Genomic DNA, 12,608 nt, shown 5'->3' on the forward strand with positions numbered 1-12,608 from the left:
TACGCGAGAGGGCCCGCCGCTCCTTCCGGAGCGGCGGGCCCTCTCGCGTACACCCACGGACGCCTACGGGCGGTCGGCCGCCTTCGACGTCTTCTGCCGGACCAGTGCGATCGCGATGACCAGCGCGGCCACGAGCAGCGAGAGCACGACCTGCTCACGGGCGCTCCCGCCCTCGTACAGCATGTAGCCGAGGACGAAGGTGATCATGGCGATCGTCGCCCAGGTCAGGTACGGGAAGAGCCACATCCTCACGACGAGCTTCTCGGGCGACTCGCGCAGGATGATCCCGCGCATCTTCAGCTGGGTCACGCAGATGACCAGCCAGACGAAGAGCGCGACCGCGCCGGACGAGTTCAGGAGGAAGGCGAAGACGGTGTCCGGCCACTTGTAGTTGAAGAAGACCGCGACGAAGCCGAAGACGACCGAGCCGAGGATCGCGGCCGTCGGCACGCCCCGCTTGTTGACCTTGGCGAACGCCTTCGGCGCGTCGCCGCGCTGACCGAGCGAGAAGGCCATGCGGGAGGCGGTGTAGAGACCCGAGTTCAGGCAGGACAGGACGGCGGTCAGGACGATCACGTTCATGACCTGGCCGGCGTGCGGGATGCCGATGGAGTCGAGGGCGGCGACGTACGAGCCCTTCTCGACGATCGACGGGTCGTTCCACGGCAGCAGCGTCAGGACGACGAAGATCGAACCCAGGTAGAAGACGCCGATGCGCCAGATCACGCTGTTGGTGGCCTTGGTGACGGCCCGCTGCGGGTCCTCGGACTCGCCGGCGGCGAGGGTGACGATCTCGCTGCCCATGAAGGAGAAGACGACCATCAGCACACCGGTGAGGACCGCGCCCGCGCCCATCGGGAAGAAGCCCCCGGTGTCGGTGAGGTGCGCGAACCCGGCGCCCGGGTTGTCCGAGCCGGGCAGCACGCCGAAGACGGCGAGCAGGCCGACGACGACGAAGGCGGCGATGGCGACGACCTTGATCCCGGCGAACCAGAACTCGAACTCGCCGTACGACGCGACGGAGCCCAGGTTGGTCGCGGTCAGGACCACCATCACGATGAGCGCCCAGCCCCACTGCGGGACGGCCGGGATCCAGCTCTCCAGGATCTTGGCGCCCGCGGTGGCCTCGACGGCGAGGACGACGACCCAGAAGAACCAGTACAGCCACCCGATGCTGAAGCCGGCCCAGCGCCCGAGCGCCTGGTCGGCGTAGGCGGAGAAGGAACCGGAGGACGGGCGGGCGGCGGCCATCTCGCCGAGCATCCGCATCACGAAGACGACCATGGCGCCGACGAGTGCGTACGAGAGGAGGATCGCGGGCCCCGCCGCGGCGATGCCGGTGCCGGAGCCGACGAAGAGTCCGGCGCCGATGACGCCGCCGATGGCGATCATCGAGAGGTGGCGGTTCTTGAGTCCGGCCTTGAGGCCGTCGGGGGAGCCGGGGGTACCGGGGTCGCCGGTCTTCCCGTCGTCCGTCGTCAGGGTCGGTTGCGTGTTCATCAACGCTTCCTCGGTGTGGGGGAGGGTGCTCGAAACGCGAGCCCGAGCATTGAACCCCGAGGTCAGGGGTGATCGGAAGACCTCGTTCCGGATTGTTGTGAGTTCCACGTAAAGACGACGGCCACCCCGCTGGCGGGCACACCGCCCGCGCCGTGCCACACTCGGTCCCATGCGCGTCTACATCGGTTCCGACCACGCCGGCTACGAACTCAAGAACCACCTCGTCGAGTGGCTCACGGCCCACGGCCACGAGCCCGTCGACTGCGGTCCGCACATCTACGACGCCCTCGACGACTACCCGCCGTTCTGCCTCCGCGCCGCCGAGAAGACGGCCGCGGACCCGGAGAGCCTCGGCATCGTCATCGGCGGCTCCGGCAACGGCGAGCAGATCGCCGCGAACAAGGTCAAGGGCGTCCGTGCCGCCCTCGCCTGGAGCGAGCAGACCGCCGCCCTCGGCCGCGAGCACAACAACGCCAACGTGATCTCCGTCGGCGGCCGCATGCACACCCAGGAAGAGGCGACCAAGTTCGTCGAGATCTTCCTGAGCACCCCGTACTCGGGTGACGAGCGCCACACCCGTCGCATCGAGATGCTCTCCCGCTACGAGACGACCGGCGAGCTCCCCCCGATCCCGGCGCACCACCCGCAGGAGCCGACCGCCTGATGCCCGAGGGGCACACCATCCACCGGCTGGCCGCCGACCACCGCGAGCGGTTCGGCGGCCGGCCCGTGCGCGTCTCCAGCCCCCAGGGCAAGTTCGCCGCCTCGGCGGCGCTGCTCGACGGGGCGATCCTGGAGACCGCCGAGGCCCACGGCAAGCACCTCTTCCTGGGCTTTCCCGGCGAGGAGTGGATCCACATCCACCTCGGCCTCTTCGGCAAGGTGAACTTCGGGGCCGCCCCCGCGCTCCCGCCCACGGACACCGTCCGCCTCCGCCTCGCGAACCCAGAGGGGTACGTCGACCTCCGCGGCCCCACCACCTGCGCGCTCGTCACCGACGCCGAGAAGCGGGCGATACACGACCGCCTCGGCCCCGACCCGCTCCGGGCCGACGACGACCCCGCCTCCGCCTGGCACCGGATCTCCCGCAGCCGTACGACGATCGCCGCCCTCCTCATGGACCAGAAGGTCGTCGCGGGCGTCGGCAACGTCTACCGCGCCGAGGTCCTCTTCCGGCACGGCATCGACCCGTACCGCCCCGGCAAGGACCTCGCCGAGGGGGAGTGGGACGCGATCTGGACCGACCTCGCCGCGCTCATGCGCGAGGGCGTCCGCCTCAACCGCATCGACACCGTCCGCCCCGAGCACACGCCCGAGGCGATGGGCCGCCCGCCGCGCGTCGACGACCACGGCGGCGAGGTGTACGTCTACCGCCGGGCGAACCTCCCCTGCCACGTCTGCGGCACGGAGATCCGCACGGCGGACCTGGCCGCCCGCAACCTCTTCTGGTGCCCGGGCTGCCAGACCCGCTGAGACGGCCCGCTCAGAACCCGTGCGGAAGCCACGGAGCCACCGGCGAGCCGAAGGCCACCGACGCCTCCACGAGCGCCCCCTCGCACAGCTCCCGCACCCGCCCGGCCGAGGCCAGCGACGCCAGCGAGATCCCGCCCAGGTAGGCCGCACCCAACTCCCGTACGGACAGCTCCAGATCCGCAGGGTCGGAGGTCCGCACGCACGAGGCGCCCTTGGCGTCCCCCGTCAGCCGCCAACGCCCCTCGTTCCACGGACAGAACGCGTCCGCGACCTCGAACACCACGTCCACCGGCGCCTGGTACGTCCGCGCCTCAAGCGCCGCGCCCACCTCCACCAGACGCACGAACAGCGCGTCCCGCAGCGTCGGCTCGCACCGCCGCACATCGCTCACCAGGTGCTGCCAGCCCTCGTCGACCGGCCGCCCGTAGACCCGTACCCGCGCGGTCAGGTCCACCGAGCAGAGGTACCGCCACAGCGCCGCCTCCGCCACCGGGTCGAGCCCCATCACCTGATGGACCTGGACCGCGCCGTCGGCCCCCGCGAAGTTCCAGTCCGGCTTCACCGCGTAGTGCGCGAAGCCCACGAGCTCCCCGTCCCGCTCCGCGAGCACACAGAGCTTGGGTGAGGCGCCCTCACGGTGCTGCGCCGGATCGAGCAGCGGCTGCCGCTCCCACCCGGGCAGCCGCGCGATCATCCCCGGCCGGGCCGGCACGAGCTTCGCGTACAGCTCCTCGCACACGGCCGAGGACTCCGTCACGTCCGCCAACCGCAGCGAGACCCCGTCCGTGCCCTCGGGCACCGAGAGCCGCACCCGGGTCGTGTCGATCGTCGCCCGCATCGAGTACGCGGCGATGCCGTACCCGAACCGCCCGTAGATCTCCGGCTCCGAGGCCGTCAGCACCGCGAGCGGCTCCCCGGCGGCCCGCAGGTCGTCCAGCTGCCGCCGCATCATCGAGGTCAGGATCCCGCGCCGCCGGTGCGTCCCGGCCACGCTCACCATCGTCACCCCGCCGGCCCGGACCGACGCCCCGCCCGGCACCGTCACCCGGAACGAGAACGCCCCCGCCGTCCCCACGCACAGGTCGCCGTCCCAGACCCCGAGGAACCGCTCGAACTCGGTGAGATCGCGCCACAGCTCCTTCTCCTCCGGAGCCTCCGGCACCCCACCGAACGCCAGCTCCAGCACCGCGAACCAGCGGTCCCACTCAGTCGGGTCGAGAACCCGCAGTTCAGTCGTCATATGCCATCGATATCAAGGCCGCGCGCCCGAGGCGACCCGATTTCACGCACATTGTCACCGGGGTACCCCTGCGCGATGTCGGACCGTGTGGATAGGGTCCAGGCCAATGGGACATCGCGCCGGAGTGAACACGTACGCGGCCCGCACGCGCAGACGCGTCCGCCGGGCCCGCATCGCGCTGCGCAAGTCCGGGGTCGACTACTTCCGCGGCGACGGCTCCGACTGGCTCGCCTTCGCCGGACTCCTGCTCATGATCCCGGCCATCGCCTGCGGCACGCTGTACAACCCCGTCTGGTGTGCGCCCGCCGCTCTCGTCCTGCCCATCGTGGCCGGCGGGCTGCTGCTGCGCCCCGCCAGCCTCCTCGGCCTGTACGCGACCGCCGCCGGCGCCCTCATCGTCGAGTCCGTCGTCCTCGGCCCGTACACCCAGGGCCCGGCGAGGGTCACCCCCGGCACCGTCCTGGTGGTGGCCGCCTGCGGCCTCTTCGGCCTCCTGATCGCCCAGTTCAGGGCCCGCGTCGGCGTCCCCTGGCGGCGCGGCGGCACCATGCTCTTCGACCTGCGCGAACGCATCCGCGTCCAGAGCGCCCTGCCCCGCCTCCCACAGGGCTGGCACCGCGAGATGGCCCTCCGCCCGGCCGGCGGACAGTCCTTCTCCGGCGACTTCGTCGTCGCCGCCCGCACCCACGGCGGCCGCACCCTGGAGGTCGTCCTCACCGACGTCTCCGGCAAGGGCATGGACGCCGCCTCCCGGTCCCTCCTCCTCTCCGGAGCCTTCGGCGGCCTCCTCGGCTCGCTCCCGCCGCACGGCTTCCTGCCCGCCGCCAACGGCTACCTGCTGCGCCAGAACTGGGACGAGGGCTTCGCCACCTCGATCCACCTCGTCCTCGACCTGGAGTCCGGGGACTACGAGCTGTACTCGGCCGGCCACCTGCCCGCGCTCCAACTCCACGCGGGCAGCGGCCGCTGGGAGGAGAAGGCCGCCGACGGCCCGCTCCTCGGCGTCTACGACGGCGCCGAGTTCCACCCCGTGAAGGGCTCCCTGCACCACGGCGACGTCCTCATGCTCTTCACCGACGGCCTCGTGGAAGCCGCGGACCGGGACATCGCGGAAGGCATCGACCGCCTCACCGGCGAGGCCGACCGCTGCGTCGCCGAGGGCTTCGAGGGCGTCACCTACCACCTGATCGAGGCCGTGGCCAAGGACGTCAACGACGACCGGGCCCTCCTGCTCATCTCCCGTCGCGCCTGAACGCCCAGGCGAGCTCCGGCTCGGTCACCGGCTTCATGACCCTCCGCACGGGCGGGGTGCACAGCAGCGTCATCACCACCAGCATCGACAGGACGAGGACCACGCGGCCCAGTGGGGTGTGCAGCCATGCCGCCCCCGCGAAGAAGCCGGTGTAGACCCCCGTCTTGATCATCAGGTCGTGCAGCAGGTAGGCGCAGATGGTGCCGGAGCCGAGGACCGTGAACCAGCGGTGGGTGCCGGGCACGAGCGCGAGGAAGGCGGCGGTCGTGAGGACGGCGGTCAGGAACAGCACCCCGGCCCAGAACAGCCCGGGCACGAGCTCCATGTCCAGCTCCTGAACGCTCCGGGTCCGCCAGATCCAGTTCAGGGACACCCGCGGCGCCACCTGGTAGGCGATCACCAGGGCCACGGCGAGGACGACGACCGCCGCGATCCGGACGGGCGTCCGGCGCAACGCCCGGAAGTGCTCCGGCCGCATCCGCAGGCCCATCACGAAGAACGGCAGGTACTGGAGGATCCGCGGCAGCCCCAGCGCGCCGCCGAGGTCCGGGGTCGCCACCGCGAGCGCCGCGATGACGACCGACACCGCCACGGGCCACCGCACGACCGACCAGAACGGCGAGGTCACACGCCAGACGAAGAGCGCGACGAGGAACCACATCACGTACGAGGGGTGGAGCAGGCTGACCGGGTAGTTCGGCTCCTTCCCCCAGCGGATGAGCAGGGTGTAGGCGATCTCGAAGACGACGTAGGGCAGCGCCACACCGGTCAGGAGCCGCCGCAGCTGGTCGGGCCGGCCTGTGTAGCTCCGCGACAGGTAGCCGGAGACCAGCACGAAGACCGGCATGTGGAAGACGTAGACGTACAGGTAGAGCGCGAGCGTGGCCCGGCTGTCCACCATGACGACGGGCACCAGGTGCCCCACCCCCACCAGCAGGATGGTCAGGTACTTCGCGTTGTCGAAGTACGGATCCCGGCGGGATGCGGCCGGGGCGACGCGCGGGGCGGGGGCCTCGGCGTCGACGGGGCCCTGGAGCGTAAGGGAGGACATGGCTGTTGACGGTATCCGCGCGCCGCGCGGCGGCGGAGCCGGGGTTCCCCTTCAGGCTGTGCTCTTCGTCTCTCTTCCGTGCGACGCGGCCGAAGGATTCGTCACTTGGCGGCGGGGGCAGGAGAGTTGGTGGCACGATGAGGTCGGGGGGTGTCCTGTGGCGTGCGCTCCCCGGCGGGCAAGGCGGGACCGACCGAAGGTGTGATCAGTTATGGCCATTTCACTGTCTGTGGTGTTGCTCCTGGCAATCATCCTGGTGGTGCTGATCCGTGGGGGGAACCTCAAGGGCGGACCGGCCGTGATCGCCGTGCTCTTCGGCTTCTTCCTCGCCTCCACGGGCATGGCCGACGACATCCAGCGCTTCCTGGACTCGATAACGCAGACGGTCGCGTCCATCAAGTTCTGACCGGCGGGGTACGCGTACGGGCGACGGCCGGCGCCACCGCCGAACCGCCGCCCGCCACCCGGGACCGCCGGGAACTCAACCCGCCTTCGGAACCGGCCTGCCCTTCGCCGGAGCCGGCTCGACCGCCTTGGCGGACCGCGACGCCTTCGGCGCGGGCTTCTTCACGACGGGCTTCGAGGCGGGCTTGGAGGCGGGCTTCTTCGCGACCGGCTTCGAGGCGGGCTTGGAGGCGGGCTTCGAGGCGGGCTTGGAGGCGGGCTTCTTCGCGACCGGCTTCGAGGCGGGCTTCGAGCCGACCTTCTCCGAGCCGACCTTCTCCGAGCCGGGCTTCGCCACCGGCTTCTTGGGCTCCTCCTTCTTGAGGGCCGCCTTCTTGGGAGCTTCCTTCTTGGGAGTGTTCGCCTTCGGAGCCGGGGACTCCTTCTTCGGCTCCTTCTCCTTCGGCTCCTTCTCCTTCGGGCGGCCCGTCGCCCACTTGAACTCGAGTTCCAGCTCGATCTCCCCTTCGTCGACCTCGAACTCGACCTCGTACTCCAGCTCCTCGGGGATGCGCAGGCTCAGCGTCCCGGACCCCAGTTCCAGCTCGGCCTCCCCGCCCTTCCGCAGGGCGTCCGCGAGCGCCGTCAGCTGGTCGGCCGCCTCGCGCCGGGTCAGCGCACGCTTCCGCTCGAACTTCAGGTCCTTCATCGATGCCTCCGATACCGCGGGGAGTGGATCACACCAGTCTGCGGCCGGCCACCGGAACCGGCATCTCCGGAAACGCCTCAGGGCCTGGTCGGAGACGTGTCTCCGACCAGGCCCTGAGGTCGTGGAGCGGGTGACGGGAATCGAACCCGCGTAGCTAGTTTGGAAGGCTCGCCCTGGAGGCTTTGGCCGGTGGTCAGCGAGCTCGGTGTTTGCCCCGCTGACCTGCAACAACGTACCAGCGCCCGGTCTTGATCACGACCGCTACGGCCCGATGATGACCGCTGTGTACCGCTCTTTATCCGGCGTTATCCTGCGCGATCCCGCGCGTCGGGCGACTCCCAGGGGACCGGGGCGCCTGTGGGGTACACCACTTCGGGCGTCGCCATCGCCCGAGCGAACGCCTCCCAGGTGTCCTCGGGCCCGCTGCCGTCGGCGGCGGTCGCGGGAGTCAGCCGCAGCTCGCGCAGCGCCTCCATGAGATACCGGGAGAGCCGCCCCACCTGCTGCCCGTCACCACGCTCCGAAGCCCCGTCCAGGGCGCGCCCCAGCGTGAGCGCGACGGCCTCGACGGCGACGAACCGCCGGTCGGCTTTGTCCCCGCCGTGCCCGGCCCGAAGCGCCTCCTGCACGCGCCGCTCGACACGCCCGGGCGACGGCCGGGAGACCCCCGTCTCGCTGGCCCCCCGCTCGCCTCGAGCGCGGGTAGTAGACGCCATGCCTCGATTGTGCCTGTTCAGGAGCTTATGAGCGCGTTTGAGGTCGATCGTTTTCTTTCCCCGGGGAGAGAGAACAGGGGGGCGCGGGGTGCCCGCGTACCCGCCTGCTCAGAAAACCGGCCAGGCGCCCGCCTGAGGGGCGTTCAGGTGCCTCCCGCTCCGCCGTCTCGTTCGCGAGGACTCGGAGCGCCAGAGCGTGCTTCCTGGGCCGCAGTGGGCGGGTGGGGTCAGTTGGGGGCGATGACGATTCCTCGGCCCGCGAAGAAGGGCGCGAAGGTGACGACGGGCAGCTCTGCGTTCCGGGCCTCATCGGTGTGACCCGAGGGATTGCGGAAGGCGAGCGTGCCGTCCTTGTGGCTGGTGACGAGGACGAGGTGGCCGCCTTGTCCCGGTGCCGGACGGTCCGGGCGCCGGATCTCCTTGTGGACGGAGACGATCGCCTGGTGGCCCTCGTCGAGGAGTTCGACCAGTCGGTCGATTGGAAGGGTCGGGTGGACCTGGGCGTCCAGGCCGTGGACCTCCTGCGCGTACGTGACGGCGGGGGCGTAGATCAGGCCACGGATGTTCCCGCCCTCCTCGACGTACGCGCCGTAGCGGAGGGCGCCGTCCCGCAGTTCGAAGAGGCTCGGCGCGTGGCCGTCGCGGTGGTGGAGCGCCATGCGCAGGCACGCCATGCCGCACAGGTGACCGCACCAGCGGGCGTAGTCGGCCTGGTCGGCCGCGCCGGATTCGGGCCAGCGAGGGTCGTCGCCGGGGTCGTGGCCCTCGTACACGATCGACGCGATCAGGTCGGGGCTCGCGAACTGCGTGGTCGTGGGGAACGGGTCAGACACGGGCGGGTTCCTTCCGGTGCGGGGCGTCGATGATCAGCCGGTGGAAGGTGGGGAGGTCCACGCCGCCGCCGGAGAGCACGACACCGATCGTGCCCGATTCGTGCGGGACGGCCCCGGCGAGGATCGCGGCCAGCGCGCATGCCCCGCTCGGTTCCACCACCAGCTTGAGGTGGCGGAAGGCAAAGGCCATCGCGGCCGTGATGTCCCGGTCGGTGACCGTCACCACGCCGTCGAGGAGCCGGGAGTTCACGGCCCACGTGAGCGGCGCGGGGCTGCTGTGCCCGAGGCCGTCGGCGATCGTGGACGGCGGTGCGGGTAGCGCGATGCGCTGCCCGCACCGCAGTGACAGCATCGTGTCGGCGCCTTCCTTGGGCTCGACCCCGTACACGCGGATGTCGGGCGCGACGTGCTTGGCGATGACGGCGCTGCCCGCCGCCAGACCTCCGCCGCCGATGGGCACCACGAGGGTTCCGATCCCGGGGTGGTCGGCGAGCAGTTCGAGGGCGGTGGTTCCGGCACCGGCCATGATGTGCCGTGAGTTCGCGGACGGGACGACGGCCAGGCCCTCGCGGTCGGCCGTCTCCGCGACCAGGGCGTCCCGGTCGTCGACTCCCCGGCGGTAGGTGACGACCTTCCCGCCGAGGGCGCGCACGCCCTCCATCTTCGGGGCCGGAGCGTCGTCCGGGATGACGACGGCGGCGGGCACCTCCAGGAGTCGGCCGGCGAGTGCGAGCGCCTGGGCGTGGTTCCCCGACGACGCCCCGATCAGGCCACGCTCCCGCTCCCGGGCGGTGAGGGAGGCGGAGTGGTGGTAGGCGCCCCGGAACTTGAAGGAGCCGGTGCGCTGGAGGTTCTCCGCCTTGCAGACCACCGGCCATCCGGCGGCCTGGTCGAGGGAGAGCGCGGTCAGGGCCGGGGTGCGGGTGACGACCGGCGCGAGCCGGGCCGCCGCTGCCTCGACATCATGCGCGTCGAGCCCGGTCACGGCCGGTACCCCGTCCGCTCGGCGGTGGCGAGGACGAGCCGGACGAGCGCGTCGTAGTCGATCCCGGCGGCCTCGGCCATGGTGGCGAGGTTCCCGGTACGCGACAGACCGGGCAGCGTGTTGACCTCCAGCCAAACCACCGTGCCGTCGTCGCCGACCATGAAGTCGGACCGGGAGTACCCGGCGCAGCCGAGCGCCCGGTGGGCGGTGAGCGCGGCGGCGGAGATCTGTTCGGCGGTCGTCTCGGGCAGCTCGGCGGGGCAGCGGTAGCGGTGCAGGTTCTTGTCCCGCTTGGTGGCGTAGTCGTAGAACTCGGCCTCGGTCGGCAGGGTCTCAAGGACGGGCAGGACGATGCGGTCGCCGTCCACGTCAAGCACGGCGGCGGTGACGGCCGTGCCGCTGACGAACGGTTCGACCAGCCAGGCCCCGCCCTGCCGGTCGATGGCCGAGACGGTCCGGACGAGATCGACGATCCCGTGGCACACGGTCATGCCCACCGACCCGCCCTCGGACTGGGGCTTGAGGATGACGGGAAAGGCGATGGCGTCGGCGATGGCCTTGGCCACGGCGCCGGGCTCACCCTGCGGCGGGATGAGCGCCTGGGGGAGTACGGACACGCCAGCGGCACCGACGACGCTCTTCGCCATGGTCTTGTTCATGCCGATCGCCGACGCCATGACCCCCGATCCGGTGTACGGCACGCCGAGGGTCTCCAGGAGGCCCTGGAGCTTCCCGTCCTCGGCGTACTGGCCGGCGATGGCGAGGAACGCCACGTCGGCGGTCCGGACGCGGTCGACGAAGTCGGGGTCCGAGGCGTCGAGGAAGACGGACCGGCAGCCCTGGCGGTCCAGGGATGCCAGGACGGTGTTCCCGGACAGGAGGGAACGGTCCCGCTCGGCGGAGCGTCCTCCACTGACGACGGCGACGAGGCCGGGCTTCTGCTCGCTCATGATGTGCGTACTCCGCTTCGGTGATGATGGCCGGATGAGGGACGGGGGAGGCGATAGCGTCGTTACGTGCCTCCCGGGGGCGGTCGGATGTGCCCGGGGCGAGATCTGAGACGGAGCCGCTGGTGATCCCCCTCACGCTGGAAGAAATCGCCGCCCTCACCGGAGGTCGGCTGACCGACGTGGCCGACCCGTCCGCCGTGGTGTCGGCCCCGGCGGCGAGCGACTCGCGCGAGGTGGTGCCCGGCGGCCTGTTCGTCGCGCTGGTCGGCGAGCACGTGGACGGTCACGACTTCGCCGAATGCGCGGTGAAGGCGGGCGCGGTCGCCGTGCTGGCGGCGCGCCCGGTCGGCGTTCCCGCCGTGGTCGTGGACGACGTCCTGGAGGCGCTGGCAGCCCTGGCCCGCGAGATCCTCGCGCGCATCCCGGACCACACGGTGATCGGCCTGACCGGCTCGGCGGGGAAGACCTCGACGAAGGACCTCATCGCGCAGGTGCTTCCCGAGCTCGGCCCGACGACATCGACCCTGCGGTCCTTCAACGGCGAGATCGGCATGCCGCTCGCGATCACCCACGCCGACACGACGGCCAGGTACCTCGTCCTGGAGATGGGCGCCCGAGGGATCGGGCACATCACCCACCTCACGACCATCGCCCGCCCCACGGTCGGCCTGGTGCTCAACGTCGGTACCGCGCACGTGGGCGAGTTCGGCGGACGGGAAGCCATCGCGCAGGCGAAGGGCGAACTCGTCGAGGCGCTCCCCGCCGAGGGCCTCGCCGTCCTCAACGCCGACGACCCGATGGTGGCCGCCATGGCCCCGCGTACCCGGGCCCGCGTCCTGACTTTTGGCACCGGCGACGACGCTGACGTGCGCGCCGAGGACATCCGACTCGACCCCTTCGGCCGCCCCTCCTTCACCCTCGTTACCGCCGACGGTTCGGCCCCCGTCACCCTGAACCTGCACGGCGAGCACCACGTCTCCAACGCCCTCGGCGCGGCGGCCGTGGTCATCGGACTGGGCGCGGACGTGGGCAAGACGGCCGCCGCCCTCAGTGGCGCGGTGCTGCTCACGTCCGGCCGGATGCAGGTGACCGAGCGCCCGGACGGTGTGGTGGTCGTCAACGACGCTTTCAACGCGAACCCCGATTCGATGCGTGCGGCGCTGCGGGCCCTGACGGCGATGGCGGAAGGACACCGCGCGGTCGCGGTCCTCGGCGAGATGCGCGAGCTGGGCGAGGACTCCCGGGACGGCCACGCCGAGGTCGGCCAGATGGCCGCCGAGAGCGGCGCGGCCGTGCTCGTCGCGGTGGGCCACGAGGAGGCCGATGTCCTGGCTGAGGCCGCCCGGACGGCGAACCCGGCCCTGGAGGTCCTGCGGGCCGCCGACCGGGGCGAGGCCCTGACGCTCACGCGCGGGCTGGTACGTCCCGGAGACGTGGTGCTCGTGAAGGGCTCCCACAGCGTCGGACTCGAAGAGACGGCGGAACGCCTCGCCGAGCCCGACCCCGTGGCCTAAC

The 12,608-nt window shown here is 71.4% G+C and carries 13 protein-coding genes; 5 read left to right on the forward strand and 8 right to left on the reverse strand.

Annotated features, from left to right (window positions below; genetic code table 11):
* Window positions 1-63 precede the first annotated feature (63 nt).
* On the reverse strand, window positions 64-1,500 hold the full coding sequence (locus tag AB0G79_RS07060; protein WP_360801371.1) for an amino acid permease: 1,437 nt from the start codon (window positions 1,498-1,500) through the stop codon (window positions 64-66).
* 169 nt (window positions 1,501-1,669) lie between these two features.
* On the opposite strand from AB0G79_RS07060, the gene AB0G79_RS07065 reads away from it, so the two are divergent.
* Both AB0G79_RS07065 and AB0G79_RS07070 read left to right on the forward strand, forming a co-directional pair.
* The gene (locus AB0G79_RS07065) at window positions 1,670-2,164 is read left to right on the forward strand and encodes a ribose-5-phosphate isomerase (protein ID WP_360801373.1); all 495 of its coding nucleotides are present in this window, start codon (window positions 1,670-1,672) and stop codon (window positions 2,162-2,164) included.
* Entirely contained in the window at window positions 2,164-2,973 is an 810-nt protein-coding gene (locus AB0G79_RS07070) for a DNA-formamidopyrimidine glycosylase family protein (RefSeq protein ID WP_360801376.1), read from the forward strand. The genes AB0G79_RS07065 and AB0G79_RS07070 overlap by 1 nt, the downstream gene beginning before the upstream one ends.
* Before the next feature lie 10 nt (window positions 2,974-2,983).
* On the opposite strand, the gene AB0G79_RS07075 is transcribed toward AB0G79_RS07070, so the two are convergent.
* Entirely contained in the window at window positions 2,984-4,213 is a 1,230-nt protein-coding gene (locus AB0G79_RS07075; protein WP_360801379.1) for a GNAT family N-acetyltransferase, read from the reverse strand.
* A 106-nt stretch (window positions 4,214-4,319) separates the two neighbouring features.
* On the opposite strand from AB0G79_RS07075, the gene AB0G79_RS07080 reads away from it, so the two are divergent.
* A complete protein-coding gene (locus AB0G79_RS07080) occupies window positions 4,320-5,465 on the forward strand; it encodes a PP2C family protein-serine/threonine phosphatase (RefSeq protein ID WP_360801382.1) in 1,146 nt (381 codons plus the stop codon).
* Here the strand turns inward: AB0G79_RS07080 and AB0G79_RS07085 are convergent.
* Window positions 5,446-6,516 (reverse strand): acyltransferase family protein, encoded by a 1,071-nt coding sequence (locus AB0G79_RS07085; RefSeq protein WP_360801385.1) that lies wholly within the window; start codon window positions 6,514-6,516, stop codon window positions 5,446-5,448. The genes AB0G79_RS07080 and AB0G79_RS07085 overlap by 20 nt on opposite strands.
* Window positions 6,517-6,727: 211 nt before the next feature.
* On the opposite strand from AB0G79_RS07085, the gene AB0G79_RS07090 reads away from it, so the two are divergent.
* The gene (locus AB0G79_RS07090) at window positions 6,728-6,922 is read left to right on the forward strand and encodes a hypothetical protein (RefSeq protein WP_360801388.1); all 195 of its coding nucleotides are present in this window, start codon (window positions 6,728-6,730) and stop codon (window positions 6,920-6,922) included.
* Between the two features lie 75 nt (window positions 6,923-6,997).
* Here AB0G79_RS07090 and AB0G79_RS07095 read toward each other — a convergent pair whose 3' ends face one another.
* From AB0G79_RS07095 to AB0G79_RS07115, 5 genes are all read right to left on the reverse strand, one after another.
* Window positions 6,998-7,609, reverse strand: a complete 612-nt coding sequence (locus tag AB0G79_RS07095) for an amphi-Trp domain-containing protein (RefSeq protein WP_360801391.1) — start codon at window positions 7,607-7,609, stop codon at window positions 6,998-7,000.
* 305 nt (window positions 7,610-7,914) lie between these two features.
* Window positions 7,915-8,238 carry a hypothetical protein gene (locus AB0G79_RS07100; protein WP_360801394.1) on the reverse strand — a complete coding sequence of 108 codons (324 nt, stop codon included), beginning with the start codon at window positions 8,236-8,238 and terminating at the stop codon, window positions 7,915-7,917.
* Window positions 8,239-8,552: 314 nt separating this feature from the next.
* A complete protein-coding gene (locus AB0G79_RS07105) occupies window positions 8,553-9,158 on the reverse strand; it encodes a C39 family peptidase (protein ID WP_360801397.1) in 606 nt (201 codons plus the stop codon).
* Window positions 9,151-10,143, reverse strand: coding sequence for a threonine/serine dehydratase (locus tag AB0G79_RS07110; RefSeq protein WP_360801400.1), 993 nt, complete (start codon window positions 10,141-10,143; stop codon window positions 9,151-9,153). Before AB0G79_RS07110 ends, AB0G79_RS07105 begins: the two co-directional genes overlap by 8 nt.
* Window positions 10,140-11,093, reverse strand: coding sequence for a D-alanine--D-alanine ligase (locus tag AB0G79_RS07115; RefSeq protein WP_360801403.1), 954 nt, complete (start codon window positions 11,091-11,093; stop codon window positions 10,140-10,142). Before AB0G79_RS07115 ends, AB0G79_RS07110 begins: the two co-directional genes overlap by 4 nt.
* Window positions 11,094-11,215: 122 nt before the next feature.
* On the opposite strand from AB0G79_RS07115, the gene murF reads away from it, so the two are divergent.
* Window positions 11,216-12,607 (forward strand): UDP-N-acetylmuramoyl-tripeptide--D-alanyl-D-alanine ligase, encoded by a 1,392-nt coding sequence (gene murF, locus AB0G79_RS07120; protein WP_360801406.1) that lies wholly within the window; start codon window positions 11,216-11,218, stop codon window positions 12,605-12,607.
* The last annotated feature ends 1 nt before the right edge of the window (window position 12,608 follow it).

It is taken from the genome of Streptomyces sp. NPDC020807 (genome assembly GCF_040641575.1).
Classification (GTDB): domain Bacteria; phylum Actinomycetota; class Actinomycetes; order Streptomycetales; family Streptomycetaceae; genus Streptomyces.

What these genes read in the sequence shown, in the direction of transcription:
- AB0G79_RS07090 (WP_360801388.1), top strand. Translation starts at nt 6,728, where the DNA reads ATGGCCATTTCACTGTCTGTGGTGTTGCTCCTGGCAATCATCCTGGTG.
- AB0G79_RS07070 (WP_360801376.1), top strand. Translation starts at nt 2,164, where the DNA reads ATGCCCGAGGGGCACACCATCCACCGGCTGGCCGCCGACCACCGCGAG.
- AB0G79_RS07065 (WP_360801373.1), top strand. Translation starts at nt 1,670, where the DNA reads ATGCGCGTCTACATCGGTTCCGACCACGCCGGCTACGAACTCAAGAAC.
- AB0G79_RS07095 (WP_360801391.1), bottom strand. Translation starts at nt 7,609, where the DNA reads ATGAAGGACCTGAAGTTCGAGCGGAAGCGTGCGCTGACCCGGCGCGAG.
- AB0G79_RS07115 (WP_360801403.1), bottom strand. Translation starts at nt 11,093, where the DNA reads ATGAGCGAGCAGAAGCCCGGCCTCGTCGCCGTCGTCAGTGGAGGACGC.
- AB0G79_RS07080 (WP_360801382.1), top strand. Translation starts at nt 4,320, where the DNA reads ATGGGACATCGCGCCGGAGTGAACACGTACGCGGCCCGCACGCGCAGA.
- AB0G79_RS07075 (WP_360801379.1), bottom strand. Translation starts at nt 4,213, where the DNA reads ATGACGACTGAACTGCGGGTTCTCGACCCGACTGAGTGGGACCGCTGG.
- AB0G79_RS07060 (WP_360801371.1), bottom strand. Translation starts at nt 1,500, where the DNA reads ATGAACACGCAACCGACCCTGACGACGGACGACGGGAAGACCGGCGAC.
- AB0G79_RS07085 (WP_360801385.1), bottom strand. Translation starts at nt 6,516, where the DNA reads ATGTCCTCCCTTACGCTCCAGGGCCCCGTCGACGCCGAGGCCCCCGCC.